Source organism: Myxococcus faecalis, from assembly GCF_050039385.1.
In the GTDB taxonomy this organism is placed as follows: Bacteria; Myxococcota; Myxococcia; order Myxococcales; family Myxococcaceae; genus Myxococcus; species Myxococcus fulvus.
This window is the reverse complement of the sequence record NZ_CP144336.1, coordinates 4,457,740-4,483,656: the sequence shown is the minus strand read 5'-3', so window position 1 is coordinate 4,483,656 and position 25,917 is coordinate 4,457,740. Positions and strand designations below refer to the sequence as shown.

23 protein-coding genes are annotated in these 25,917 nt (G+C 69.8%); 4 read left to right on the top strand and 19 right to left on the bottom strand.

Features of this window, described 5'->3' with window-relative positions; translation table 11 throughout:
* Positions 1 to 211: 211 nt before the first annotated feature.
* Complete coding sequence (locus VZQ01_RS17920) at positions 212 to 1,261, top strand: hypothetical protein (RefSeq protein WP_426748464.1); 1,050 nt, start codon at positions 212 to 214, stop codon at positions 1,259 to 1,261.
* Positions 1,258 to 2,094: a GSU2403 family nucleotidyltransferase fold protein gene (locus VZQ01_RS17915; RefSeq protein WP_426748463.1), complete on the top strand. Its 837-nt coding sequence runs from the start codon at positions 1,258 to 1,260 to the stop codon at positions 2,092 to 2,094. The genes VZQ01_RS17920 and VZQ01_RS17915 overlap by 4 nt, the downstream gene beginning before the upstream one ends.
* Positions 2,095 to 2,141: 47 nt before the next feature.
* Here the strand turns inward: VZQ01_RS17915 and VZQ01_RS17910 are convergent, their stop codons facing one another.
* Positions 2,142 to 3,596, bottom strand: a complete 1,455-nt coding sequence (locus VZQ01_RS17910; RefSeq protein ID WP_426748462.1) for an MFS transporter — start codon at positions 3,594 to 3,596, stop codon at positions 2,142 to 2,144.
* 149 nt (positions 3,597 to 3,745) lie between these two features.
* Here VZQ01_RS17910 and VZQ01_RS17905 point away from each other — a divergent pair, with 149 nt between their 5' ends.
* Complete coding sequence (locus tag VZQ01_RS17905; protein WP_421542255.1) at positions 3,746 to 4,039, top strand: UBP-type zinc finger domain-containing protein; 294 nt, start codon at positions 3,746 to 3,748, stop codon at positions 4,037 to 4,039.
* On the opposite strand, the gene VZQ01_RS17900 is transcribed toward VZQ01_RS17905, so the two are convergent.
* The 9 genes from VZQ01_RS17900 to VZQ01_RS17860 all read right to left on the bottom strand — a co-directional run bounded on the left by VZQ01_RS17900 (position 4,036) and on the right by VZQ01_RS17860 (position 12,528).
* Positions 4,036 to 4,170, bottom strand: coding sequence for a hypothetical protein (locus tag VZQ01_RS17900; protein WP_426748461.1), 135 nt, complete (start codon positions 4,168 to 4,170; stop codon positions 4,036 to 4,038). The genes VZQ01_RS17905 and VZQ01_RS17900 overlap by 4 nt on opposite strands.
* The gene (locus VZQ01_RS17895; RefSeq protein ID WP_426748460.1) at positions 4,167 to 4,604 is read right to left on the bottom strand and encodes a type II secretion system protein GspG; all 438 of its coding nucleotides are present in this window, start codon (positions 4,602 to 4,604) and stop codon (positions 4,167 to 4,169) included. Before VZQ01_RS17895 ends, VZQ01_RS17900 begins: the two co-directional genes overlap by 4 nt.
* Positions 4,605 to 4,764: 160 nt before the next feature.
* Positions 4,765 to 5,679, bottom strand: a complete 915-nt coding sequence (locus VZQ01_RS17890; protein ID WP_426748459.1) for a S1C family serine protease — start codon at positions 5,677 to 5,679, stop codon at positions 4,765 to 4,767.
* 16 nt (positions 5,680 to 5,695) lie between these two features.
* Positions 5,696 to 6,592 (bottom strand): S1C family serine protease, encoded by an 897-nt coding sequence (locus VZQ01_RS17885; RefSeq protein WP_426748458.1) that lies wholly within the window; start codon positions 6,590 to 6,592, stop codon positions 5,696 to 5,698.
* A 132-nt stretch (positions 6,593 to 6,724) separates the two neighbouring features.
* Complete coding sequence (locus VZQ01_RS17880; RefSeq protein ID WP_426748457.1) at positions 6,725 to 7,387, bottom strand: choice-of-anchor Z repeating domain-containing protein; 663 nt, start codon at positions 7,385 to 7,387, stop codon at positions 6,725 to 6,727.
* Positions 7,388 to 7,452: 65 nt separating this feature from the next.
* Positions 7,453 to 8,880, bottom strand: coding sequence for a tetratricopeptide repeat protein (locus VZQ01_RS17875; protein ID WP_426748456.1), 1,428 nt, complete (start codon positions 8,878 to 8,880; stop codon positions 7,453 to 7,455).
* Between the two features lie 191 nt (positions 8,881 to 9,071).
* Positions 9,072 to 9,848 (bottom strand): ROK family protein, encoded by a 777-nt coding sequence (locus tag VZQ01_RS17870; RefSeq protein WP_426748455.1) that lies wholly within the window; start codon positions 9,846 to 9,848, stop codon positions 9,072 to 9,074.
* A 77-nt stretch (positions 9,849 to 9,925) separates the two neighbouring features.
* Positions 9,926 to 11,119, bottom strand: coding sequence for a glycosyltransferase (locus VZQ01_RS17865; protein ID WP_426748454.1), 1,194 nt, complete (start codon positions 11,117 to 11,119; stop codon positions 9,926 to 9,928).
* Entirely contained in the window at positions 11,104 to 12,528 is a 1,425-nt protein-coding gene (locus VZQ01_RS17860; RefSeq protein WP_426748452.1) for an asparagine synthase-related protein, read from the bottom strand. The genes VZQ01_RS17865 and VZQ01_RS17860 overlap by 16 nt, the downstream gene beginning before the upstream one ends.
* An 814-nt stretch (positions 12,529 to 13,342) precedes the next feature.
* Here VZQ01_RS17860 and VZQ01_RS17855 point away from each other — a divergent pair.
* Entirely contained in the window at positions 13,343 to 14,146 is an 804-nt protein-coding gene (locus tag VZQ01_RS17855) for a radical SAM protein (RefSeq protein WP_426734013.1), read from the top strand.
* 2 nt (positions 14,147 to 14,148) lie between these two features.
* On the opposite strand, the gene VZQ01_RS17850 is transcribed toward VZQ01_RS17855, so the two are convergent.
* From VZQ01_RS17850 to VZQ01_RS17810, 9 genes are all read right to left on the bottom strand, one after another.
* Positions 14,149 to 15,147 (bottom strand): aldo/keto reductase, encoded by a 999-nt coding sequence (locus VZQ01_RS17850; protein WP_267698453.1) that lies wholly within the window; start codon positions 15,145 to 15,147, stop codon positions 14,149 to 14,151.
* A gap of 50 nt (positions 15,148 to 15,197) precedes the next feature.
* A complete protein-coding gene (locus VZQ01_RS17845; protein WP_426748451.1) occupies positions 15,198 to 17,363 on the bottom strand; it encodes a sensor histidine kinase in 2,166 nt (721 codons plus the stop codon).
* A 426-nt stretch (positions 17,364 to 17,789) separates the two neighbouring features.
* The gene (locus tag VZQ01_RS17840; RefSeq protein WP_223751481.1) at positions 17,790 to 18,365 is read right to left on the bottom strand and encodes an imm11 family protein; all 576 of its coding nucleotides are present in this window, start codon (positions 18,363 to 18,365) and stop codon (positions 17,790 to 17,792) included.
* Positions 18,366 to 18,384: 19 nt separating this feature from the next.
* Entirely contained in the window at positions 18,385 to 19,743 is a 1,359-nt protein-coding gene (locus VZQ01_RS17835) for an AHH domain-containing protein (RefSeq protein WP_223782169.1), read from the bottom strand.
* Positions 19,744 to 20,001: 258 nt separating this feature from the next.
* A complete protein-coding gene (locus VZQ01_RS17830) occupies positions 20,002 to 21,312 on the bottom strand; it encodes a phenylacetate--CoA ligase family protein (protein ID WP_223782170.1) in 1,311 nt (436 codons plus the stop codon).
* The gene (locus VZQ01_RS17825; protein WP_248545059.1) at positions 21,309 to 21,875 is read right to left on the bottom strand and encodes a hypothetical protein; all 567 of its coding nucleotides are present in this window, start codon (positions 21,873 to 21,875) and stop codon (positions 21,309 to 21,311) included. The genes VZQ01_RS17830 and VZQ01_RS17825 overlap by 4 nt, the downstream gene beginning before the upstream one ends.
* A complete protein-coding gene (locus VZQ01_RS17820) occupies positions 21,875 to 23,536 on the bottom strand; it encodes a M48 family metalloprotease (protein WP_426748450.1) in 1,662 nt (553 codons plus the stop codon). Before VZQ01_RS17820 ends, VZQ01_RS17825 begins: the two co-directional genes overlap by 1 nt.
* The gene (locus VZQ01_RS17815) at positions 23,533 to 24,360 is read right to left on the bottom strand and encodes a hypothetical protein (protein ID WP_426748449.1); all 828 of its coding nucleotides are present in this window, start codon (positions 24,358 to 24,360) and stop codon (positions 23,533 to 23,535) included. Before VZQ01_RS17815 ends, VZQ01_RS17820 begins: the two co-directional genes overlap by 4 nt.
* Entirely contained in the window at positions 24,357 to 25,898 is a 1,542-nt protein-coding gene (locus VZQ01_RS17810) for an AAA family ATPase (protein ID WP_223782174.1), read from the bottom strand. The genes VZQ01_RS17815 and VZQ01_RS17810 overlap by 4 nt, the downstream gene beginning before the upstream one ends.
* Between the last annotated feature and the right edge of the window lie 19 nt (positions 25,899 to 25,917).

Below are 25,917 nucleotides of genomic sequence, written 5' to 3'. Positions count from 1 at the left end.
CCTCTTCCCTTCGCGGGAGGAGGACCTTCGTGTTTCCAGGGTCGGAACCCCCTGTCTTGGTCGGGACACTGCTCAGGAGGCCAGCTACCTAGGTGAGTCCATGTAGTTGTTGCTCAATCATGGTGAGTTGCACCTGTTGTGCATCACCAGGATGACCAGCAACAAGTGAGTATAGTTGCCTGGATGGGTTATGTTGTGCATGTTGTGCAACATGGCCGAATCGGACAACAAGCTCATCCGCGAAGGACTCCGAGGGCTACAGGAGCGGCTTCCCCCAGGCTGGCAGGTCGGTGAGCTGGCGTTCGAACAGGCGCTTCTCTCCGTTGATGCCCTGGCGGAGCTCCGGGCACCTGATGGGCATAGGGGAGTGCTGGCGCTGGAAGCCCGTGCCCGGTTCGAGCCGAGAGATGTCGCCGCCCTCGTGTTGCGGACCGAGGCCCTGCGCTCAACCCGGACCTTGGTGCTCCTGGCTCCCTATCTGAGCAAGCTCACCCAGGAGCGCCTGCGAGAAGCCCAGGTGGGATACCTGGACCTGACCGGGAACGTGCGGCTTGTCGTCTCCACGCCTGGCCTCTACATCGAAGCGGAGGGAGCCAGGGAGGACCCTGAACGTTCGGAGCGTCCCGCGCTTTCCATGCGTGGCGCGAAGGCGCGTCGGGTCGCGCGTGCGTTGATCGACCGCAAGGTGCCTCCAGGGGTGCGTGAACTCTCCACCCTGACCCAGGTCGATGCGGGGTACGTCTCCCGGGTGCTCGCGCTTCTCGACAAGGAAGCACTCATCACGCGCGTCGGTCATGGACGGATGCAGAGCGTGGATTGGCCTGGGTTGCTCAGGTACTGCGCGCAGCAAGCGCCATTGGAGTCTCGGGGCGAAGCGCGGACCTACCTCGAACCAAGAGGGCTCTCCGCGCTGGTTGGTCGGCTCGCGAAGTCGGACGAGCGGTATGCCCTGACGGGAGGGCTCGCTTCCGAGGCGTTCGCGCCGACGGCCCCGGTGCGGCTTGCGACGGTGTGGGTCCGAGATGCTGTCGAGGCCGCGAGGCGGTTGGGGCTCCGTCCCGCGGAGTCAGGGGCGAACGTGCTGTTCATCGAGCCCGATGATGAAGGCATATTCGAGGGGGCGATTCAGCGCGCTGGCGTCTGGTACGTCGCTCCGAGCCAGGCCGCGATGGACTTGTTGACGAGTCCTGGCCGTGGGCCCGCCGAGGGGGAGGAACTGATTCGATGGATGCTGGAGAACGAGGAGCAGTGGCGCGGGTGAACAAGCCCGCTGAGTTGTATGTCGTGGCGCGGCGGGTCCTTCTCGATGCGCTCGAGGCACTGGGGCCTCATCGTGAGGCGGTCGTGCTGGTTGGGGCTCAAGCGGTGTATCTGCGCGTGGGCGAGGCGGAACTCGCCGTGGCTCCCTTCACCACGGATGGTGACCTGGCCATCGACCCGGAGGTCCTCGAGGAGATTCCTCCCTTGGAGGAGGCCTTGACGAAGGCGGGGTTCTTCCCCGAGTCCAGGAGCTCGGTGGGAATCTGGATTGCGACGCGACCCACGAGCGCCGGTGCTGAAACAAAGGTCGCGGTGGACCTGCTCGTTCCCGCCTCGGTCAGTCCGGGAAAGGGCCGTTCCGCCAAACTCCCAGGACACGACTCCCGTGCGGCGCGCAGAGTGGAGGGGCTCGACGGGGCATTGGTCGATGCGGATGTCATGCGACTGTCCGCGCTCGATGAGAAGGACTCCCGCTCCTTCGACGTGCGGGTGGCGGGGCCCGCCGCATTGCTCGTCGCCAAGGCCCGCAAGATTCAGGACAGGCAGGGGACGGCTCGCCTGAGCGACAAGGATGCGCTGGACATCTTCCGGCTTCTGCGGGGCACGGATGTAGATGTGCTCATGGAGCGATTCAAGAAGCTGCTCACCGACCCCAAGTCCTCGGAGCCGACGCGGCTCGGACTGGAGTTGCTCGAGCAGCAGTTCTCGGCGCCGCAAGGCATCGGAGTCGAGATGACGGTTCGTGCTGTCGGCCCCCTCATGGACCCTGATGAAGTCGCCGCGTCATGTCAGGCGCTCACCAACGAGCTGCTCTCTGCTCTTGGCGCGAGCTGACCTCGATTGAAGGAGCGCACCTTCGCGGTCCCGAGGGCGTCTACCCGTCACACGCGTAAAGGTTTCTCTGGAGCGGAAGGGCGCTCGGAGCGAGGTGGCCTTGGCTCCACCCGGCCCACGTCACGAGGCAGCAGGAGCAGGGAGCACAGCGCTCCCGCTCCACACAGGCCCGCGGAGACCCAGAGCGCCTCGCGTGTTCCCTGGAGGAACGCGTCCCCTGTCTTGCTCGCGAGCCCACCGAGCAACGGCAACAGCGCCACCGCGAGCAGGCCCGCGATGCGCGCCACCGCGTTGTTCACGCCCGAGGCGATGCCCGCGTGTCGGTCCTCCACCGCGCCGAGCACCACCGCCGTCAGGGGCCCCACGGTGAGGCTCAAGCCCAGGCCCAGCACGAGGACCCCTGGCAGCACCGTGTCCACGTAGCCACCGCCACGGTGCAGCCGCGTGAGCAGCGCCATGCCGAGGCCCGCGAGCAGCGGCCCCGCCGTCATCAACGGACGCGCGCCGATGCGTCCCGCGAGCCTTCCCACCAGCGGAGACAGCGTGAGCAACAGCACGGTGATGGGCAGCAGGGATGCGCCCGCGGCGAGCGCCGAGTAGCCCAGTTGTTGCTGCAGCGCGAGGATGAGCAGGAAGCTCACGCCGCCCAGCGCGAAGTACACCGCGAGCGTGGTGAGGTTGGCGCCGGAGAACGTCCGCGAGCGGAACAGCCCGAGTGGGAGCATCGGATGTCTCGCGCGTGCCTCGATGACGAGGAACGCGGCCAGGAGCGCCACGCCAGCCACGGCGGCGAGCACGGGCGCGAGGGACCAGCCTCGCGAGGGACCTTCGATGAGCGCGTAGATGACGCCGCCCAAGCCGAGCGCCGCGGTGATGGAGCCGGCGAGGTCCAGCCTTCGTGTGTCTCGTGTGGGCCGGTCATCCGGCACGTAGCGGAGGGCCGCCCAGACGGCGAGCACGGCGATGGGGATGTTGAGGAAGAACACCCAGCGCCAGGACGCGGCGTCGACCAGCCAGCCTCCGAGCAACGGGCCCAGGGCCGTGGTGACACCCGAGAGTCCCGCCCACGCGGCCACCGCGCGCTGTCGGTCCGCCTCGGGGAAGGAGGTGCGCAGGAGCGCGAGGCTCGCGGGCACCAGCAGCGCCGCGCCCATGCCTTGCGCCGCGCGGAAGAGAGCGAGCGTCCAGGCGTTGGGGGCGAGTCCACAGAGAACGGACATGAGCGTGAAGGCCACGAGGCCGAGCACGAAGACGCGTCGCTGCCCCCACGCGTCACCGAGCGCGCCGCCCGTGAGCACGAGCGAGCCGAGCGTGAGCAGGTAGGCATCCACGGCCCACTGGAGGCCGGCGAGGCCCGTGTGCAGCTCGCGACCGAGCGCGGGCAGCGCGACATTGACCGCCGTGGAGTCGAGGAAGGCCATGCCACTGCCGAGCACGCTGGCCAGCAGCACCCCGCGCCCGCGCGGACTGGCGTAGGCCACGGACGTGGTGTCGGGAGGCATACGCCTCAGCGTGGGACGTGCATCGTCATCGTGCCACGGCGGGCTTCGAGGAGCCGTGAGCCTGGCTGCCCGGATGCCCAGCACATGGTGGAGCGAAGGCCCCGTGCACACCCTGTCCGCGGACAACGTGTTTCGAATGGAGACGAGCGATGGCGACCGAGTGCAAGCACATCGAGCAGGCGGGCAACCCCGAGCCGCGGACCAACGGCTGCGAGGAGTGCCTGAAGATGAATGCCCAGTGGGTCCACCTCCGCCGCTGCCTGGAGTGCGGGCACGTGGGGTGCTGCGATTCGTCGCCGAACAAGCACGCGACGAAGCACTTCCATCAGACGAAGCACCCGGTGGTGCAGTCGTTCGAGCCGGGTGAGACGTGGGTGTGGTGCTTCGAGGACCGGCTCTTCCTGGACGACAGGCCCCAGCAGGAAGAAGGCTCTCGCGTCTAGGCCCTGTCGCGGTCCTCGCGGAAGAGGCTGGCGAAGCAGCCCACAAGGAGCATCGCCAGCAGCAGCGCCGCCAGGATTCCCGAGAGGTGGAGCCAGAGACCGGTGATGAGCTGATGCGTCGAGGGGCTCATGGCGTCGGCCTGCCTTCGGGGGCTGTCGCCACGGGGAAGGTCAGCTCGATGTCCGCGTCGCTGCCGTCGCCGCCGAGGTCTCCATCGGCGCCGAGGCTGCGCAGCCTCACCTGTCCGTCGCGCACCGTGTACTCGTAGGGGTTGTGCCACGGGTCCATCGGCAGGGCCTGGAGCGCCTGGTGCTCGACGAGCAGCCTGAGCCCTTCGGTCTCCGTGGGGAGCCGGCCTTGTGCGTCCTGGTGAAGCAGGAGCGCTCCCTGGATGGAGCGCAGGTCGAGGGCCGCGCGTTCTCGACGTGGACCGTCCGAGTTGACGGAGATACCCACGAGCATCGCGAACAACGCCAACACGCCGAGCCCCGCGACCCACAGCAGCGCGAGGCCAGCCTGGCGGAGTGCTCGTGACAACGGGCGACGAGGGATGGATTCGGTCATCGCCGCCCGCGTTTCAAGCCACGTGCCGAGGTGGCGTTCCCCTCGCTCCGACCGACTCGCGTCCTTCGGTGTCTGTCATTCCGTCAAGGCCGCGGGTCCGCACCGGCCGGAATGACAGCCGTGGCTCCGAGGCGCACAGGGCCCCGGAGCCACACCGTGCTCACGCGGCCACCGGCTCGATGCGTGGACGCGTGCGCGCCGCGACCGTCCTTCGCCGTCCCTTGCGCAGCACGTCGAGTGAGACTTCGTCATCGGCCGCCAGGGCCATCAGTCGCTGGAGGTCGTCCACGCTGCTCACCGGTCGTCGGTTGATGGCGAGCAGCAGGTCCTCCGGCTGGAGCCCCGCGTCATCCGCCGGTGTTCCACCCTGCACCTTGATGACCCGCACGGCCCGGGGCTGCCCCAGGTCTCTCACGTGCTCCGCGCCCAGGTTCACCGCCGCCGCCGCGATGCCCAGGAAGCGCCGCTCCACCTTGCCACGCTGGATGAGCAGACTGGCCACCCACGCCGCCGTGGTGGCGCTCACCGCGAAGCCGATGCCCTGTGCGTACGGCAGCACCAGCGTGTTGAGCCCGACCACCTCGCCCCGCGTGTTGATGAGCGGCCCGCCGGAGTTGCCCGGGTTGATGGCCGCGTCCGTCTGGAGCATGCCCTCCAGGATGACGCCGTCCGGCAGGGTGACGCTCCGGTTCACCGCGCTCACCACGCCGAGCGCCACCGACTGCTCCAACCGGAACGGATTTCCGATGGCCATCACCAGCTGGCCCACGCGCACCGTCTCCGGCGCGGCGAGCGGCAGCGTCGGGAAGTCCGTCCCCTCCGCTCGCACCACCGCCAGGTCCGTGGGCGCGTCGCCTCCCACCAGCGAGCCGCGCAGCTCCTCTCCGTTCGACAACTGCACCGTCAGCTTGCGCGAGCCGCGCATGACGACGTGGCGGTTGGTGAGCACGTAGCCATCCGGCGTGAGGAAGAGCCCCGTGCCATGGCCCCGCGCGTGCTCCACGCCCACCACCGCGGGCGAGGCGCGCGCGACGAGCGTCTCCAGGTCGTCCGAGAACTGTTGCAGGAGTTTCATCGTGTGCTCCTCGTCCTCACGAGCGCCGGCCCAGGGTGATGGGCACTTCCTTCACCTCGCCGGCTCGCAGCACGCGCGCCTGGATGGTGGTGTCCGTCTTCGCGTCGCCCAGATAGCCGAGCAGGTCCTCCACGCGGTGCAGTGACTGTCCATCCAGGCTCACCAGCACGTCGCCAATCAGCAGCCCGGCCTTCTGCGCGGGGCCCTCAGGGTCCACGGAGAGGAAGATGAGCCCTGCCTCCGCTCCGGCCGCCGCCCACTGGTGCTGCGGCAGCTTCACGGGATACGCGCCCACGCCCAGGTAGCTCCGGCGGATGCCGCCGTGCTCTCGCAGTGACGACGTCACCCGCGTCAGTGTCTCGTGCGGGATGACCACCGCGGACGTGCGAGAGAAGGCCGCGGAGAGCACTCCGATGAACTGTCCCGTCGCATCCACCAGCGCGCCCCCGGAGAAGCCGGGAGGCAGGTCCGCGTCCGTCTCGAGGTAGCGGTCCACGCGTCCGCCCGCGTGCGTGCGCCAGCCCTCGCCGTGCGCGCTCACCATGCCGAGCGTGGCCCTCGCCGTGCGCCCCGGCCGCGCCACGGTGACGACGAGGTGCCCCACCTTCACGCCGTCCAGCGGCGTGGGGGTGAGCGGATTGAGTCCGGTGGCGTCGACCTTCAGCAGCGCGACGTCGGTGCTGGCGTCCCGGCCGATGAGCTCGGCGGGGAGGGTGCGCCCGTCGCCCAGGCCGACCTGGAGGTGGCTGCCGTGCTCGGCGACCTGGCTGGTGGTGAGGATGAGCCCGTCGGCGCTCCAGACGATGCCGGTGGCGCAGCGACGACGGCGGGCGTCCACGCGGACGACGCTCCGCGCGGTGCGCTCCACCACGGAGGCGAGGGATTGGGAGAGGGAGGAGAGGTCGGTGGACATGGCGTGTTCCTTTCGAGGCGGAAGGTAAAAGCCTCGAGGGCGCGCCACATCGGCGGACCGGGCAGGGAGGGGACCTGCCTGTTCGGGGAGGTCACCCCTCCTTTCGGAGGAGTGAGACCCGGCGCCCTCACCTCAGGGAGAGGGCGCCGACACCGTCAGCCATCCGGAGTTCGTCTCCGCGGAGATCGGCGCGGGGACGCCGATGTGGATGGGCTCGAACTCCTCTTCGCCGGGGGGGAGCATGGGGGGCAGGTTCACCACGCCGCTGGTGGGGCTGACCACGTGGAGCGGGTACGTCAACCCACGAAAGGTGACCACGCTGTTCCTCACGAAGTTCTTTCCGTAGAGGAGGACGGTGGTGGGCTCGGACGAGCCCGCGGGGACGCTTGGGGGCTCCACGGTGGTCAGCTCGGGGGCGGGGATATTGAACCCGAGCTGCGGGGACCTGGCGCCATGCGGGTACTGGGGCGAGGCGGTCAGCGCTTCGAGATAGAGGCCCTCGCGCTCCTCCAGGAAGGAGGGAGGGAGGGTCGCCCGCAGCTCGGTGCTGCTCGTCACCTGGGTGGCGAGCGTCCGCCGCGTCATCACCAGGAGGCTGCCCGTGCTGAAGTCCACGCCTCGCACGCGAACGGTAAGGGTGCCGTCCTCATGGTCCGTCACCGCGATTTCTTCCAGGGTGATGGGCGGGAGGGTCTCCTCCTTCGGAGCCGCCCCCGCGTCCGGAGGAGCGCTCTGGAGGCCCGTGCCGCAAGCACAGAGCAGCCCGGTGAGTGTCGCCATCGTTCCCAGCCGCATCCGTGCTCCCTTCACAGCCCGCGTCACGGCATCACCCCGGAGCCGTGCTTCTTGCGCAACGGCGCTCAGGGCGTCTCGGCCGACGGTGCCCGGGCGAGCTGCTCGAGCTGGAAGTCCGCCACGTCGTACGTGGGATGGTGGAAGGCGTGCGTGGCCAGGGCGGCCTCGAAGTGCTGTCGGGCCAGCGTGGGGTCGACGACGCCTGCCTTGCCTGGGAGCCGACCCGCGAGCGCGGCCTCGCCCAGGTAGTAGTGGAGCTGGATGCGACGCAGGCGTACGCCGTGGTCTGTCGCCTCCTCCGCGTCCGGGTTGGCGCCGAAGGTCGGGGCCTCGCCCGTGAGGTGGCGCGCCAGGGGGAGCGGCCAGTCCTCGCCGGGGTGCGTGGCGGTGAAGGCCTTCAGCGCGGAGGCGTCCCGGGTGCCCGGCGCCGTGAGGTGGCGGAGCAGATGGGCCATGGCGTCCTCCGGGTTCTTCTCCACCAACGTGTCGAGCGCCGTGGTCGCGCGTGATGGGCCATCGGGCAACTCAGTGACTGCCGCGACGTAGATGCGGGTGGCGCCGATGGACGTGCCCTCGCGGGCGAGCGGCTCCAGGGTGTCCGCCGCGTCCTTCGCGCGGCCCAGGGCGAGCAGGGCGCGGCCGAGCAGCAGGCGGGACTCGAGGTCTCTCGGCATGCGCTCGACGATGGGCGCGAGCAGGTCCACCACCGCCTGGGGCTTGCCTTGCAGCAGCAGTCCCCGGGCGAGCCCGACGCTGTAGAAGGCTTCCTTGATGTCGGAGCTCGGCGTGGCCGCGTGGTCCTTGCGCCAGGCGAGGACGCTGTCGAGAGCGGCCCGGTAGCCCTTCTCCGTCAGCGCGCCGTCACGCAGGAGCCGACCCAGCATGCCCCAGCGTCGCTGGATGATGTCCATGTTCCAGTCGACCCAGTCCTTGGTCTGCTTCACGACGAGCGCGTCCAGCACGGCGCGCGTGTTCGCCGGCTGGTCGAGCATCATCATCGGCAGCAGGGTCTCCTGGAGCACCGCCTGCGAGAGGCGCAGGGCGTCCAGTGACAGGGCCTCGGGTCGCTTCGCGTCGCCGGCGGCGTACTCCATGGGCCAGAACGACGAGGGCAGGGACAGCAGTGTCTCGAAGGCGCTCAGCTTCACCGTGAGCTTGCCCGCGTCCACCGTGGCGTCACCCCAGAGCAGCAGGTCCACCTTCGCCTCGCGGGCGAGCCCGGGCGCCTGTTCGAGCGAGGCCGGCACCGCCACGGTGGGGCGCACCACGTCGATGGGCGTGTTCCGGGTCAGCTCGGTCAGCGCGGTGAGGAGTCGTGCTTCCTGGGCGCGGGCCTCCTCGGCTGCCTCGGGGGTGGTGGGGCGCAGGGAGAGGAAGCCGACGACGTAGCGAGGCTCGCCCGGCTTGGACGCGAGGAGGGGCTTGGGCGACGTGGCGCAGGCGGTGACGAGGACCGCCAGCGCGAGGACTCGGAGCGGAGAGGGGAGGTTCATGTCGGGACGCAGGCGGCGGGATGGATGGCGAAGACCGGGGAAGGGCAGCGCCGACGCCTGCTCGGGGACTCATGCGCCGTGCTCGGAGCGCACGGTGTGAGGGACGGTAGCATGATGAGGACCACGGACCGTTCGCGAGGTGCGGGTCGTCCCCGTGGGCCGAGGAACAGCGCGTGGTCGACGGTGATGTGTCAGTCGCGCACGAGCAGCGCGCCTCCCGGACCGAAGCCGAGGGTGAGGCACAGGATGCGACGATGACTCGCGAGACGGGCGTCGCCGCGCGCGGCCTCCGCCGCGAGCTCCGCGTCGTTGAGCACGAGCACCTCCCCGCTTCCTGTCAGTCGCGCCTCCGCCAGGATGTCGGCCACGAGCGTCGCGTGTCCCTCCCAGCCGTAGGTGCAGCTGCCCGGAACGAGTCCCTCATCGAGAGGACACGGGAGCGCGAGGCACAGTGCGTCCAGCGAGGCGTCTGGGGCCAGGGCGCGCAGCGCTCCCGCGAGGAAGCGCACCGCCGCGATGATGTGGTGCCCGTCCTCGGGGCGAGGCATGCCGATGAAGAGCCGAGGCAGCATCGTGGTGTCCCGCTCGAAGACCTGGAGGGTCTGGGGGCTCGCGCACTTGAGGCTCGTCTGGCCCACGTCGAGGCACAGCGCTTCGTGTGCGGAGCCTGAGGACGTCAGCAACCCGAGGCCCGCATGCACGGGTGCGAAGCGCGGGGACGCGGCGAGGACCACGGGACGGCCGAGCTTCGTCGTCGCGGTCGTGAGGGCCTGCTCGAAACCCTGGAGGCACGCGAGTCCGCCACTGAGCCACACCGCGTCCACTGTGTGCTGATGGACCAGGGACTCCAGCGCGCTCGCGAGCGCGGGCATCAGGCGTGTCGCCAGCGCGTGCTCGGGGACTCCGGCGCTCCGGTCCGCCTCGACACGCGGCGTGCTGAGCAGCTCCCACAGTTCGTGGCCGAGCACCGGGAGGTTCCACACCTCGAGCGGAGTCACTCCGGGGGCGTGATATCGGCGTGGGCGCCAGCCTTGCTTCGGTGCGCTCATGCGACGAGGGCGGCGATGCGCTCGGCGGCTTCCTTCGCGCCGTCGCGCGCCTGGTAGGCCTTGGAGATGGCGGACACCTTCGCGCGCAGGGGCGTCCCCGCATCGAGGAGCTGACGGAGCGCGGCGCGGCACTCCTCCACGCTCAAGGTGTCGGGCGACAGCGCGAGGCCCGCGCCAGACTTCTGGAGGAAGTGGGCCTGGATGGGCTGGTCATTGCAGACCGGCAGCAGCAACAGGGGCACGCCCGCGGTGAGCGCTTCCATCACGGAGTTCGCGCCGCCGTGCGAGACGAAGGCGGAGGCGCGTGGGAGGAGCTGACGTTGAGGCGTGTAGGGCACCGCCACCACGTCACCGGGCAGCGAGCGTGCGAAGTCCGTGTCGGCCAGCGCTCCGGCGCTGAGGACCAGGGTGACGCCGAGGGGCGCGGCGGCCTCGGCGATGGTGCGGAACAACGTGGGCTGCCACGAAATCTGGCTACCGAAGGACACGTACACCACGGGCCTCGTGCCCAATCGCTCCCAGGGGAAGTCCACCTCGTCGCCTCGGGGCTCGGGTGGAGTCGACGGACCGACCAGCTGTGTGGCTGGGGGCAGGCCCGCGTCGGGTCCCAGGAAGTCCTCGGTGGCGAAGATGATGTTGAGGCGCGGCGAGAGGCACTCGCAGTTGCGGAAGCGCGCGTCGAAGCCGTGCTGGGCGAAGAGCGCGGCGCGCTCGGACGCGAGGGCTCGCACGTTGCGGCGCAGCCCGTAGTCCTCCATGGGTTCGAGCAGGGAGAGCGCGGAGGAGACTCCGGCCCAGGGAATGCCTTCGCGATGCGCGGCGAGCACCGCCGCGTACTGCATTCCATCGAGGGACATGACGTCCGGACGGAAGGCCCGGACGACGGCGCTCACGGGCTCGAGCAGCGTGGGCACCGCGTCCAGCAGCAGTCCGCGAATCCACCTCCCGAGCGTGGCTTCGTCGCGCACCAGTCGCGCCAGGGCCTCGCCTCCGGTCTCGATGCCGGGGGCTTCGTGCGCGGCGGCGGGAAGGTGGAGCACCTCCACGCCGAGCGTGGAGAGCTGGGGCGACGGCTCGGGGATGCAGAGCCATCCCACGGTGTGTCCCAGGCGGCGCAGCCACTGCGCGACGCCCATCATCGGGTTGATGTGGCCCTTCTCGGGGGAGGTGGCGATCAGGATTCGGGACATGGGCGGAGTCGCACGGCGTGCGCGTGGAGCATGGCGAGGGAGCACAGGCGCATCAACAGGCGGTCCACGACGCTCGCCTCCGGCGCCTCGGGTTCCAGGCGGATGTAGCGCTCCAGGAGCGAGAGCGGAGCCCCCGGGAGGATGACTCCGAGGGGCTCCATGTGCGCGGGGGACAGCCACTCACGATAGAGCTCGAGCCAGCGCGCTCGCACGGGGCTGGAGAGCGCGGTGTGTCCGTAGCGGGGCGTCTTGCGAGCGAGGCGGACTTCATCGGGGACGAGCCCACGGACCGCGTGACGGAAGAGCCACTTGCCCACACCCTCTCGCCGGAGTGAGGACTCGGGGAGCGCGAGCGCCACGTCCGCGCAGCGTGTGTCGAGATAGGGCGTGTGCACGGTGATGCCGTGGGCCCGGGCACCGCGCAGCTCGGGGGGCAACACCAGCTCACGGAGGACCCAGGCCGCGTAACGGACCTCTTCGGAGGCGGAGGTTTCCGTGACGGACCAGGGTGCCGTCCCCAAGTTGTCCACAGCGCCGCGACGCCTCGTTCTTGTGTGTCGACCGTCTTCCTCGGCACGAGCCGGAGGCGGGGAGAACACGTGGGGACTGTCCTTCTGTGATTCGTCGTCGGTTCGGGGGCGGCGATGTTCCTCCACTCCGCCAGGCGGGGCCGCGCGAAGGCTGCTCATCTGTGACTTATCCACAGAGGTGCGAACGAGCCGTCGGTCCTCCGCTACGCTGGCCGCACCGGGCGCGGACGCGCGCGGGTTGCCCATCCGCAAGTTGTCCACAGAGGCGCGAAGCACCGTTTGAACGAGTCGTCGGTCCTCCTCGATGCGCGCCATGGCCGCCGCGAGCGCGCCGGGGTTGCCCATCAGCACCTCGTCCGCGCCGGCGCCGCTCAGCATCACCGAGGCGCCGTGTCGTCGCGCCTCCGCGTAGAACGCGAAGCTCGCGATGGCTCGGGCGTTGAGGAGGGGGCTCTCAGTGGCGAGGACGGCTTGCTCGAACAACTCGGGCAGCACAGCGTCCGGGATGGGCACGTCCACATGCTCCACGCCCGCGAGCCGAGCCACCGTGCGCGCGTTGCGGCGCTCCGTCTCATCGGCGAAGTGGACGTCCATGCTCCAGGCGCGAACCTGGCCCGGCGCGAGGCGTGCCGCGAGCATGCACAGCACCGCGCTGTCCACGCCGCCGCTCAGGCTGACGTCCCGTGCCCCTTCATCCAGCCTCGCGGAGACGGCATCGGAGCAGGCGGACAGGAGTTCCTGGGCGAGCGCATCGTCGCCGTGAGCAACGGCCTGCCCGTCCTCATGTTGGTGGGCCGTGTGGTGCGCGGCGATGCAGGCCTGTCCGCCTTCATGTCGCCGGACCTCACGATTCGTAGCGATGAGCGTCTGTCCGTCCACTGGGTGAGCCGCGCGATGCGTGGTGATGAGAGCGTGTCCCTCCTCAGGTCGGTGGGCCTCGCGATGCGTGGTGACGCGAGCGTGTCCCTCCTCAGGGTGGGCCTCGCGATGCGTGGCGATGCTCGCGAGCCCTTCCTCAGGCTGGTGGGCCGCGCGATGCGTGGTGATGAGAGCGTGTCCCTCCTCAGGGTGGGCCTCGCGATGCGTGGTGATGAGAGCGTGTCCCTCCTCAGGGTGGGCCGCGCGATGCGTGGTGACGCGGGCGTGTCCCTCCTCAGGGTGGGCCGCGCGATGCGTGGTGATGAGAGCGTGTCCCTCCTCAGGCTGGTGGGCCGCGCGATGCGTGGTGATGCGAGCGTGTCCCTCCTCAGGGTGGGCCTCGCGATGCGTGGTGACGCGGGCCTGTCCCTCGCTTGCCGCGCGCTCCTCGTCCTCTTGTCGGTGATGACTCCGATGGACGCGTGGCAGGGGCGGAGCCACACGGTGGACCCCCTCGAACAGGCTCTGGTGCGGCATGAGCGCGTGGTTCAGGAACGCAGCGACGGCGTCGGGGTCCAGCCCTCCTGCATCGCGCCGAGGCGCATCTTGGGGGCCCACCTCGGATTCAGGCCCTCGGCGCTCGTCACGAGGCTGACCCGTGGCGTCCGCACGCCGCCGTGCGAGCAACCTCCACACGGACGCCTCCGTGCTCTCGGACATGGCCTGGTAGGAGGGCAGGATGGCGAGCGGGCCGCTCGGGTCGCCGGGGGACGCGGACACGCTGGGACTGTCGCAAGCCGCGGGCCTGGCCGGCAACCCCGCTATAGTCCCCTCCGTGCGTTACGAGCTGCACGACGGTCGAATCCTCACCTGGTCCCTGGAGACGCACGTTGTCACCCACTGCAACCTGCGCTGCGTGCAGTGCTGCCCCATGTCTCCGCACCTGCCCGCGTGGGCGGTGGACCCGGCCACCCTCGGCGCCGACCTCACCCGCCTCGCGCGAGTGCTCAAGCCCAACGTCTTCAAGCTCACCGGCGGCGAGCCCTTCCTCCACCCCGACCTCTCAGGCGTCCTCGACGCCGCGCGCGCCTCCGGCATCTCCGAGCAGCTCTCCGTCACCACCAACGGCTTGCTCGCCCAGAGCGCCCCGGACGCCGTCTACGAGCGACTGGACCGGATGACCCTGTCCGTCTACTCCTCGGCCCCGCTCACGGACGCGTCCCTGGCCCGCATCACCGAGCGCTGCGAGCGTCACCGCGTCCACCTCACCGTGAAGCGCATCGACGCCTTCCAGCAAATCACCCCGGACGCGCCCCTCGCGACCGACGCCGAGGTCCGCGAGGTCCACGCGCGCTGCTGGCTCAAGGTCCGCTGCCACCTGGTCCACCAGGGCCGCTTCTACTCGTGCACCCGTCCGCCCCACGTGGCCACCGTGCTCGGCCCCGCGTATCCGCAGATGCCCGCGCTCGGCGAGGTGGACGGCGTGCGCCTGGACTCCCCGGACCTGCTGGAGCGCATGCTCGGCCTGCTGGAGCGGGACACGCCCCTGGCCACCTGTCGCTACTGCCTGGGCGCCAGCGGCCCGTGGATGCCCCACGCGCAGCTTCCTCGCGCGAGGCCCACGGGCGCCCCCGCCTGAGGCTACTTGCCGGACTTCGGCAGCGTGCTCTGCATCGTCGTCGGGTAGCGCGCGCCCACGGCGACACCCGGAGGCGCGACGGCGTCGATGTCCTTCAAGTCCTTCTCCGAGAGCTTCACCGCGAGCGCCCCCAGGTTCTCGTCCAGGTACTTGCGGCGCTTGGTGCCCGGGATGGGGACCAGGTCCTGCCCCTGGGCCAGCACCCACGCGAGCGCGAGCTGCGCCGGTGAGCACCCCTTCTGCTTCGCCAGCGCCTCCACCTTCGTCACCAGCTCCAGGTTGCGCGTGAAGTTCTCCCCCTGGAAGCGCGGCGAGTTGCGGCGGTAGTCATCCGCGGCCAGGTCCTCGAAGCGCTTGAGCTGCCCCGTGAGGAAGCCGCGCCCCAGCGGGCTGTACGGCACGAAGCCGATGCCCAGCTCGCGGCACGCCCGCAGCACGCCGTCCTCCGGCTCGCGGCTCCACAGCGAGTACTCGCTCTGCAGCGCGGTGATGGGGTGCACCTTCGACGCGCGCCGCAGCGTGTCCGCGTCCACCTCCGACAGGCCCAGGTGCCGCACCTTGCCCTCGCGCACCAGCTGCGCCATCGCGCCCACCGTGTCCTCGATGGGCGTCGTCGCGTCCAGGCGGTGCAGGTAGTACAGGTCGATGACCTCCACGCCCAGCCGGCGCAGGCTGGCCTCGCACGCCTGCTTCACGTACTCGGGCTTGCCGTTGATGCCGCGGGCCTGCGGATTGTTCGGGTCGCGGACGATGCCGAACTTGGTGGCCAGCACCACCTTCGCGCGGTGGGGCTTGAGCACCCGGCCCACCAGCTCCTCGTTGCTGCCGGAGCCGTACATGTCCGCGGTGTCGAAGAAGGTGACGCCCCTGTCCAGCGCGTGCAGCAGCGTGGCCTCCGACTCCGCGTCGTCCCGGCCCGCGTAGAAGTCCGACATCCCCATGCAGCCCAGGCCCAGGGCCGACACCTTCAGGCCCTGCTTGCCGAGTGTCCGTGTCTCCATGTCGACATCCCTCCCGCCAGCGCGGCGTCCCGTTACACCTGAGGGGGCCTTTACTGCGGCTGGGACGCCGACACGTCAACAGGAACGACACGCTCCCGCGGCAGGTCCACGGTGAAGATGGAGCCTCGGCCCTGCTCGCTCTCCACGCGCACCCGCCCCCCCATGGCCTCCACCAGCGTCCGGGTGATGTAGAGCCCCAGGCCCAGGCCGCCGTAGTGCCGCTCCGACACGGCGCGCTCGAAGCGGCCGAACAGCCGGGGCAGGTGCTCGGGCGCGATGCCGATGCCCTGGTCGCGCACCTTGAGGCGCGCGCGGCTGGGGCCCTGTTCCAGACTCAACACGATGGGCTTGCCCGCGCCGTACTTCACCGCGTTGTCGATGAGGTTGGTGACCACCTGCTCCAGCCGCAGCCGGTCCCAGCGGCCCACCAGCCCCGCCTCGCCGCCCTCCACCTGCAGCGAGGAGCCGGACCTGGCCGCGTGGGCCTCGTAGCGTGACGCCACCTCGTGGATGAGCGCGCCCAGGTCCACGTCCTCCAGCTCCAGCGCCAGCCTGCCCGCGGCGATGCGCGACACGTCGAGCAGGTCACCCACCAGCTCCGCCAGCTTCTTCACCTGCCGGGCCCCGGTGTCCACGTAGCCCTTCACCACGGCGTAGGGGATGTTGTCCGGGTGTCGCTCCAGCTCGCGAGAGAGCGCCTGGAGCTTGAGGCTCAGCGGCGTCAGCGGCGTCTTCAGCTCGTGGCTCGCGATGGAGAGGAACTCGTCGCGCAGGCGGATGGCCTCCTGGGCCTCGCGGTACAGCCGCGCGTTCTCCAGGGAGAGCGCGGCGCGGTAGGCCAGCTCCAGCCCGAAGGCGAGGTCGGCCTGCGTGTAGCGGCGGTTGGAGAACGAGGTGAAGAAGCTGAACACGCCCATGGTGTGGCCGCGCACCACCAGCGGCACGGCGATGAACGAGCGCAGCCCCGTGGCCAGCATCACCCGGGCGTGGTTCTCGTTGTGCGCGCTGCGCTTGATGTGCGCGGGCGTCATCTCCTCCAGGAGGATGGCCTCGCCTCGCAGCAGCGCGGCGGTGGGCGGGTGGCGCGGGTTGCCCTCGGGCATGAGGTTGAAGTGGAGGACCTCCGCGGCGACGGGGGCGTCCTCGGGCCGGGCGTGGGCAACCTCCAGGCGGCGGAAGGTGCCGTCGGGCTGGGCCAGGTCCACGAAGCACCAGTCCGCGAGCGCGGGCACCACCAGCCGCGCCAGGTTGCGCATGGTGCCCTCGTAGTCGAGCGACGAGGCGAGCACGGTGCTGACCTCGGCGAGCACGCGGGTGCGGAACTCGGCCTGGCGCAGCTCGGTGGCCAGGGCCTCGGCGCGCTGGCGGGCGTGCACCAGGTCGGTGACGTCGAAGCCGAAGCCGGCGATGCCGTCCACCTGGCCCTGGGCATCGCGCGTGGGCTGGTAGACGAGGTTGTGGAAGGTCTCCTTCTCCATGCCGTCGGCCTGGAGGAAGCGCAGCGGGACGGCGCCGCTCACGAAGGGCTCGCCCGTGGCGTAGACGCGGTCCAGCACGTCGCGCGCGTCCTCCTCGCCCACCTTCACCACGCCCTCCTGGAAGGGCTTGCCCAGGGTGTCGCGGTTCTTGAGCATCGAGCTGTTGCGGGCGTTGGAGAAGTCGAAGTCGTGCGAGGCGCCGCGCAGGAAGAAGATCTGCGCGGGGGCCTGCATGAAGATGGTGTGCAGGCGTGTCCTGGCGGCCTCGGACGCGGCGCGGGCCTGGTGCTCGCGCTCGAGCAGGCTGGCGCGCTCCTCCAGCGCGCGGCTGAGCGACACGTTGAGCTTGGTGATGAAGATGGCGAGCAGGGCGAAGATGCCCAGGGCGAGCACGTCCGCGGAGCGCATCTGGAGGGTGAGCCGTGGCGGCAGGAAGAAGTGGTCCACGGCGATGAGCGACAGCGTCGTCACCAGGAGGGAGGGGCCCCAGCCGCCCCACCAGCCGGCGACCATGACGGCGCCGTAGAAGAAGAGGAAGGGGCTGTTGGACATCAGCGGCCACAGCTCCCGTTGGAGCAGCAGCGCGAAGCAGAAGAAGAGCAGCGCGACGCCGTAGCGGCCGAGCCAGGAGCGCTGCAGCCAGCTCCAGGCCTTCCTGGGGTCGGGAGACAGCGGGGCCAGGGCGCGCATGGCGCCGGACGGACGCGTGGGTTCCAGATGCGAGACGGGCGTGGGCAAGGCGAGAGGCCTCCTCACGACGGGGTGACACCGTGGGCGCTCGATGGGGAAGCGCTCGCGGTGAGAGGCAGGGCTCGCATGATGGTACGACTGGCGGGGTGTCCGCTCCCCTAGATGATGCAAGTGATTGAATGAACACGCTCGGTGCTCCGCCGAGGTGCCTCCCGTACGAACGTGTTCAATGGACGGCGGCATTCCAGTCGGACGGGGCGCCGTTGACCCGGAGTTGTCTGACGCTGGCGATGAAGACTTTCAGGTGTGTTGTTTGTGTATGGCGCGGCGGCGCATGAGTCAGAGAGGATTCATGGGGGCATCCAGCATGGCGCGCATCCGACGAAGGTCCAGGTCGTCTGTCCTGTCCATGCGCTGGAAGGAGTCCTGGGGCAGGGTATGTACTGCCAGGTGGGTGACGCGCCGCCAATGACCCTAGACCGCGTCGAACGCCGCTCCCGTGACGCCTGCGCGCTCCATCGCCACCTTGATGTCCTCGGAGACGATGAGCACTTCGGACCAACCCCAGGGGCGGAACACCTTGACGCCGCCAACCTTCGTGGGGTCAATCCTCATCCCATGGACGCTTCGGTACATGCCGAGCTTGTCCGGGCGCTCATCCTCCTCCGTCCAGTACGACACCTCTCTGGAGGCCTTGTCGTCGATGCACCTGACCAGGGAGGTCGCCACGAGAATGAGGTACTGCTCGGGGCAACCCTCGATGTCCACGGGTATCAGTTGGACATCGGCGCGGGCCCGCTCCGCGAAGAGGGTGGCGACCCGAACGTGGACGACCGGAGTCATGGCCGCGCCCGCGGTGCTGAACTCCAGCCGCCTCCCGGGCTCGTCGATGGGAATCACCAGGCGGCCAGGGACGTGGGCAGGCCGTCCTGACGTGAACTCCTTCCAGTTCTCCAACGCGTTGCCCTGCTCGTCGAGCGGCTCGTCCAAGGACCATTGCCCGCCCAGCATCTGTGGCCTGAGTCGGAAGTACCGCGACGGATTCACCATGGTGGTCTACTCGAGGGCCCTACTTGCTTCGCGTCAAGAGCCCGTGGAGCTCCGAGCCCGGGGTCTGAACTTCCTTGGCAAGGCGGCGCAGCTCGACCGTGAGGGCTTGTCGGCAAGCAACCACCGTGCGGCAGGTTCCCATCGCTCCTGAAAGGCGCACGAAAATCGTATCATGGTACTCCTGTGGATGCGGCCCTTTGTGCCCCCTGACCTCGACGATGTTCTCAGGGTCCTTCAGCTCCATCCCGGCCTTCTTGAAGAGCTTCCGGAATGCGGGTGTCCAGGGGCCACCTCTCGCCTTCGAGATGTCGTTCTTGTTCGTGGCGATGTGGTGGCGCTCTCCGACGTCGCTGCCCATGCCACGCCCCGCCATGGCGAGGGCATTGGGTGCGAGGGCGATGGTGAAGCCCTCCGCCGAGACTGCGACGCTCCGCACGCCGCCCACCGCGGCGAACGAAATGCCCGCCTGAGACTCCACGGCAAGCGCGGCCTGGGCTGAGCCCGGCAGCCCTCCGGCCTTCGCCGCCAACCCCGCGGTATTGCCGACAGCGGCGGTGGCCAGCATCACGAAGACGCGTGCCGCGTTCTCCCCGAGCACCTCCCCATATGCTTCACTCGCCGCGCTGAGCTGCGCGTAGGTCGTGGCCCGCTCCACCTCACGCACCAAGGTCAACCACCCGTCCAGCAGGCGCCACACGGTGTCCACGCCCAAGTAGGCAATGGCCAGGGCTGTCAGCGTCGCGGCGGCTCCCTTTGAGAAGGGCTCGGGTAGTGCCCAGAGCATGAGGTACATCGTCGCGCCGGCCGTGACGGTGGACATGACCGCGACGGGGTCCACCATGTCCTCCAGTGCTTCGGTGGTCTCATCCCAGACCGAGTCCATCGCGATGGCAAAAGCCCAGGTGAACTTGCCATCACTGGCGAGCAGAGGGCCCTCATCCAGCAAGCGCAAGCAGTCGCCGGGCCTGCTCTTTCGCTCGCACCACTGGCCATAGGCGTGCGTCAACTCCTCGTCCGCGTATGACTCCAACAGATGGGGGCTGTCCTCCTCTCCACGCTGGAGCGTCAATCGAGGGGGACCGCTCTCATAACCATAGACCCCGCTGCGAGACGGAACGCCGAAGAGGGCTCGGGCCTGCTGCATGGGGTTTCGCGAGGGGCGCACGTCCCGCGCCAGCTCCGTGATGGCTTCTTCGTACTCGTCGTCGTCGAGCTCGGCTTCCTCCACCGCCGCGCCTGGCTCCTCGCGCGGAGTGATGACGAAGGAGTCACGTCCTGCCTCCAGCCGCACGACTCGCGTTGTCGAGCAGCCCGTGATGGCGGTCAGCGCGAGCAACAGCGCCGCCCATCGAAGAGACGTGAGGTGTTCCCTCGGCATGGAACTCCGCCACGACGATGGACTGGAGCGCCGAACAGGCTGAGGCACGGATGGGTCATCGCACTCCACCTCGCCGTCCCAGGCTTGCTGCGTGGAAGGATGGCTCGTGGTGGCGCAACCCAGCCAGGGCACAACCCACCTCAGCCAATGGGTTCGATGGAGGGGCATGGGCCACAACATCTAACAGCTCAGCCTGTCATGCGGGTGCGGCAGGTAGCTCCGCCCGGGGTGTCTGTTTTGACTGTCGTGCCGTGACGACTACGGAAGCCGCGAGCGGAAGGGCAGGGGCTTGGTGCCCGAGGACAGGGACTCGGCGCTCACTGCACGCACTTCAATCCGCGGGGCCTCGCGCCAGCCGAGGTTGCGCAGGGCGGCGGAGAGGCGCTCGCACAGCGCGGGCACGTCCTGCGCTCGCGCGTCGGCCAGCTCCAGCTCGAAGCGCGTGCCCTCCACCTGCGTCAGTCGGAAGGCGCGCAGCGCGTGGTGCTTGAACACCCACGCCAGCGCCCACGCGTCCACCCGCCGACCCGTGGGTGTCGTGAAGTGACAGGCACCTCGTCCTCCGAAGCCCTCCAGCGTCCAGCCGTGGAAGCCGCAGGCACACGCATCCCGTTGCACGAAGCCCGAATCCCCGGGGCGATAGCGCAGCAGCGGCAACACGCTGGGCCGCAGCCGCGTCACCACGACCTCGTCCTTCCCCGGCTCCAGCCACACATCCGGCGCGAGGACGTGGAAGCGCCCCACGCCCCGCAGGCACTCCCACGCCAGCGGACCTGTCTCCGTGGAGGCGTAGTAGTTGAGCACCGGTGCCGGCACCCCGCGCGCCAGCGCCTCGCGCGTGTCCTCGGGCAGGTGCTGCGCCGATGTGAGCACCAGCGCGGGCGTGGGCACCTCGCGCTGCTCCGCCAACCAACGCAATCCCTCCGGGTCCGAGAAGAGGACCGTCGGCCGCACCCGACACAGCCGCGCTCTCGCATCCTCCCGCAGCACCGAGATTCGATGCAGCGCCCCCTCCTCGAGGAGGCGCAGCCGCACCGAGTACTCCAGCCCGCCAGGCAGCGCGTCGAGCAACACCACGCGCGGACGCGGCGGCAACACCGCGCCCGCTCGCTCCAGCCAGAAGCGCAGCACCGCCCACATGTGCAGGCAGTCCCGCCTGTCCCGCACTACCTTCACGGGCTCGCCCGTGGAGCCGGAGCTGCGCACCACCACGCCCTCGTCCGCTGGCTCCAGCGGTCGCGGCACCTCGTCCCAGTGCCTGGCGAGCACCTCGCGCTCCAGCAGGGGGAAGTGCTCCAGGTCCGCGAGCGTCTGCAAATCCCCCGGATGCAACCCGGCCTCCCGCAGTCGCCGCGTGTAGTACGGCGAGGCGAGCAGCGTGTCCCGCAGCGCACCCAGGCGCGACTCCAATGCCGCGCGCGCCTCGGCTTCATCCTCGAGCGACGCGAAGTGCGACAGCTCGCGGGCGATTGCCTTCGCCCAGGGCACATGGGGCCGCTGAGAGGCGGTGTCCCGACGGATGTTCGCGCGAGGCGCCACGCGCGCGTCCGACGGGAGACCCAACGTCACTCGCGCCACCCTCGCGCGTCCGTCGCCCGCTGGGCCGCCTCCTGGAGTTCCTTCGCGCGCCGGTCCGCTTCCTTCTTCCTCGCCTGCTCCGCCCGCTCCATCTCCCGGAGCGCGGTGCGGTAGTCGAGTTGGTTGCGCCGCGCGGCGGACTCCTTCGGCGACTCGTCCTTCACCTGCCCGTCCACCGCGTGCACCCACTTGCGCAGGAACTCCTCCTGGCGGAACGCGTTCGAGCGAATCATCTCCGCCGTCAGCGGCTCCACCTCCAGGAAGAACCCGCGCAGGAGCCTCGGCGTGTCGACGTTCTTGCGCAGCGACGCCACCGTGTCCGCCCGCAGCGAGGACGACGTCAGCGCGTACGCGAGCATCACCACCTGCTCCCGGAAGAGCGCCCCCTGCTTCGCGCGCCGCTCCAGGTCCTCCCAGTCCGCACGCGACGGCGGCCTCAGGCCCGCGAGCCGGAACGTGTCGCAGACGATGGCCATCGCCAGGTCGTGCGGATACGGCGACACGATGGGCGCCGCGGTGAGCTGCTTCTGGATGTCCTTGACGTCGAAGACCATCACTTCTCCAGCAGGGCCTGGGACAGGGCCGCGGCGGCCTGGCCGAAGTCCGACAGCCATTTCACCACCACCAGGCGGAAGTTGCGCTCCTTCAACACCGGCCCGAGCACCTGCCGCGCGCGCAGGTCCTCCCCCAACGCGAGGAACGCCACGAGCAGCCGCGAGCGCCTCGTCGCGCGCACCAGCGCCTCCATCGCCCCCTTCGCCGTCACGTTCGCCAGGAAGTCGCTGTCGGAGATGATGACCCGCAGCGCGTCCGGGTCCTCCTCGGACAGCGCGTCCAGGATGTCGAAGGGGTACTGCGTCCCCCCGCCGATGTAGCCCAGGAGGAAGTCACGCGCCCGCTCCTCGTCGTACATCCACGGCGAGACCACGGGCGCGTGATGCGAGTAGATGATGCCGCGCACCTTCGCCTTCTTGCGCAGCGCGGAGGCGGACAGCACCTGCGCGGCCAGCGTCATCGAGTTGAGCTGCTGCGCGGGGTCGGGCATGGAGCCGCTGGTGTCCAGGTAGAGCTCCACCGAGGGCACGCCGAGCTCGGACGGAGGCGGCACGTCGGCCTCCAGCTCGCGGCGCAGTGGCGACACCGCGGCCAGGTGTCCCTGCGTGAGCACCGTCAACGTCCAGTCGATGGCGGACGGGTCGTCGCCATGCTCCCAGGCCTGGGGTGTGGTGCGCAGGTACGGCTCCGGGCGGGACGGCGCGGACGGCAGCTTCACAAGGTGCTGGTCGACGAGCCGCCGGTAGTGCCGCGCGACGAGCGCCTGGCGCAGCTTCCCATCCCCCACGCCCGGCAGGTGGTGGGTGATGCGGCGAATCTGGTCCAGCAGGTCCGGCTCCGTCGTGTCGGGCACCGCGTCGAGCCACCCGCGCTCCCGCGCCTCGTCGAGCACGTCCTCCCAGCGGCCTCCGCTCTGGAGCGCGGCGTCCCAGTCATCCACGTCCGGCTGTGACACGTCATCGCCGAGCGGTAGGACGTAGGACAGCTCGTCGGGCTTGCCGAGGTAGCGGATGAAGGCGGCGCAGAAGTACAGGAACTGCAGCCGTGGGTTCGGCAGCGCGTAGAACGTCTGCGCGAACATCCGCGCCTCCGCGCGCAGGCCGGGGAACTGCTCCTCCATCGGCGCCATCGCCGCGGGGGGCACCAGGTCCCCGGGCGCGCGGCCCCACAGCTCCTCGTAGATGGCGAGGTAGAAGAAGAACAGCGGAGACGTCGGCGTGTCGCCGCGCGTGCGCTGGAAGCCCCGGTACACGCGGCACAGGTCCTCCGCGTGGGTGCGGCCCACCACCTCGTTCACCTGCAAATCGTAGAAGAGGTTGGTGAGCGACTGCTTCAGTCCGGGGACCAGCCGCTGCTCCACGACGCGCAGCTCCGCGTCCCAGCCGAGCGTGTGGGGGAACCTCGCGTGGTGGCCGATTTCATGCGCGAGCACCGCCAACAGACTGTCCGCCGCGCCCATGGATTGGAGCAGCTGGAAGTGCACGAAGACCTGTCGCCTGGCGAGGTCGATGTACGCGAGCGGCTCGTTCGCATGGTCCGCGTCCGGCTGGAAGGGGACGTGGGGCTCCGGCGGGCTCAGCCGCACCTGCACGTCCCACAGCGCCAGCGCCTGACGCCAGCACTGCTCGATGTGCTCGGGCGTGAAGCGCGACGGGCTCATGCGGGCACGAGCACCAGCACGTGCTGCGACGTGTCCAGCGTGCCGGCGGCGCGCCAGTCGTTGGTGAGGGTGGCGTACCACGCGTCCACGCGCGGGTCGTTCCACGACACGGCGCCCAGGTGGGGCGTGTGCTGGTGCGTCACCTCGGGCGTCTCGCGGCAGCCCATGGCGCCGAGCGGAATCGGCGTGTCCGCGAGCAGCAGGCCCTGCGTCGCGGCCTCGCGTCCGGCCACCGCGTGTCGGTGCCGGTCGTGCACGCACAGCACGGTGGGCGCGAGGAAGTGCATCGCGCCGGGGAGGAAGCGGCTGTCCTCGCGGGACAGGTCGACGAGGAAGGGCTGGGCCTTGTCGCCCAGCTTCGAGGCGGGAGGCTCCATCGCGAGCGCGGCCGTCTCGCGCAGGCGCTCCTCGATGCCCGCGAGCGAGCCGAGCCGCTGGCTCACGCGGTAGAAGATGCGCTGCACCCACGGCGGCGTGGACTCCAGGTTCTCGCCCACGTTCCAGAGCTGCGCGAGCACGCCGGCGCGCTCGGGGGCGGGGACGCCGGTGAGCAGGCGGGGCACCAGGTCGGACCACGCGAGGGTGAAGAAGTTCTGGCGTCCCGCGGTGGCGGGGTAGAGATAGCCCAGGCCGATGGCCTCGGCGCCCAGGCGCAGGTAGGCGCGCAGGAGCTCCTCGGCTTCTTCTGGCGCGGCGCCGGACTGGGTGAGGGCGTCACCGAGCTTTCGCGCGGGGCCTTGAATCAGCTCACGCCACAGGTCCGCGTCCCAGCGGACGTAGCGGGCGCGGGCGCTGGACTCGAGCTCGTCGGCGTAGCTGCTCACGGCCGACCTCCGCCGCCCGGGTTCTCCTTGAGCCACGTCGCGTAGTTCCGGTAGCGGCTGTACATGGACTTCAAGTGGATGAGGTCCTCGTAGATGGGGCCGGAGAGCTCCTGCTTGGTGAGCAGCTCGTTCATCAGCGCGGTGACGGCGGTGAGGCGCTTCTCGGTGGTGCGCAGGTCGATGCCGGACAGGCCCTTGTCCAGCTCCTCGCGCAGCACGCCCACCTTGCGGCGGATGGGCTCGTGTTTCTCGTGGTGCCCCATGGCCATGTCGAACATGTGGCGAATCCACGCGACGCGGTCCTGGAGGAGGAGCTTGTGGCCCTTCGCCTCGAAGAAGGCGCTGCGGGTGTTGGGGACCAGCTTCTCGTGCAGCACCCACGGGGCGATTTGACGGAAGTCCTCCAGCTCCACGACGGAGTGGCCGCGGAAGAAGGCGAGCGCCTTCGCGTAGTGGAGGATGGTCTGGTAGGCGCGCACGCTGACGCCGTTCTCGGTCTGCGTGCAGAGGTGCACCTTCTTGTCGAGCGGGCACTGCTCGTTGCACACGGCGGACACGGTCTGCCCGGCGAGCTTGAGGGTGTCCTTGTGCTTGAACTCGAAGCGGGGGGACGCCATGCGGCAGAAGTCGAGCTGGCCGAGGAAGAAGGCCACGCGCTCGAGGACGTCGCGGGGGACCTCGACCTCGAGGATGGAGGTGTAGGCGCGCTCCAGCTCGCCGGGGGTGAAGACGATGTCCTTGGGGAGCAGCTCCTCGGGGGACTTGTCGGCTTCGATGCGCTGGAGGAGGGTGTCGATGAAGTTCGAGTTGAAGGGGACGGCGCGCACGACGACGTCGAGGCGGTCCTTGAGGGCCTCGATGACCTGGAAGGTGCCGCCGCCCTGGTCGTCATTGGCGGTGAGGAACCAGGACGAGCGGCCCGCGTAGACGTACTGGTCCATCATCTCCGCGTAGCCCTCGGCCATGAGGGAGAGCAGGGCGGACTGGGTCTTGGTGGGGATGCGGTTGTACTCGTCGATGATCTTGACGCGTTGGGTGATCCACTTGCGCCAGCTCACCTTGACGGCGGAGAGGTCCTCCGCCTTGAGCATGTCGGAGGGGAGGGGGGCGCCGAGCAGGTCGGCGATGGAGAGCTGGGGGTGGCCGCGTTGGATGGAGCGGTGGATGTCCTCGCGGGACATGCCGGAGAGCAGGGCCATGAGGACGGCGGAGGTGGTCTTGCCGCGGCCGGGTCCGCCGATGAGGAGGGCTCGGCGGCAGGTGAAGAGGGTGAGCAGGGGGATGAGGACGAAGGAGCTGTAGCTCATGTCCTCGGGGAGGTGGAGCTCGTCCCCGGCGCTGCTCTTGAGAGAGGCGGAGCCGCCGAACTCGATGTCGTAGTAGGGGCAGATGACGGCGTTGTTGGTGATCCACCAGTACGCCTGCCGCATCTTGTCGTGGAGGCTGCCGCCGTCACGCTCGGAGAGGTGGACGTTGAGCCCCTTGTCCACCGACGCGCGCCCGGAGAGCAGGCGCGACACCCAATCCTGGTTCGCCATGCGGTGGGGAGCCTAGCAT